The following is a 281-nucleotide window of genomic DNA, read 5'->3' on the forward strand; positions in this document are numbered from 1 at the left end:
GAAGATGACGAAGAGACTAACGGAATCTCCAACTGGACCGCCTCTGGTGGTTCTTGGGGAACGACCTCTGATGCCTTTTCTGGAACTCTAGCTATTACAGATTCTCCTGCTGGTCCTTATAATAACAATGAAAGCAAAACATTACAATTGAACAATTCCATTAGCACTAGTGGCCTAGTACAAACCGTAATACAGTATAACGCCAAGTGGGATCTAGAACGTAGTTTTGACTACGTACAAATTGAAGCCTCTAACAACGGATCTACATGGATACCGCTTTG

At 42.7% G+C, this 281-nt stretch carries 1 protein-coding gene; it reads left to right on the forward strand.

What is annotated here, in order from left to right; translation table 11 throughout:
* The coding region (locus tag E1J38_RS15155) for a hypothetical protein (protein WP_222428246.1) at window positions 1-281 on the forward strand (281 nt) is incomplete at both ends.

This window comes from Seonamhaeicola sediminis (assembly GCF_004358095.2).
GTDB lineage: Bacteria > Bacteroidota > Bacteroidia > Flavobacteriales > Flavobacteriaceae > Seonamhaeicola > Seonamhaeicola sediminis.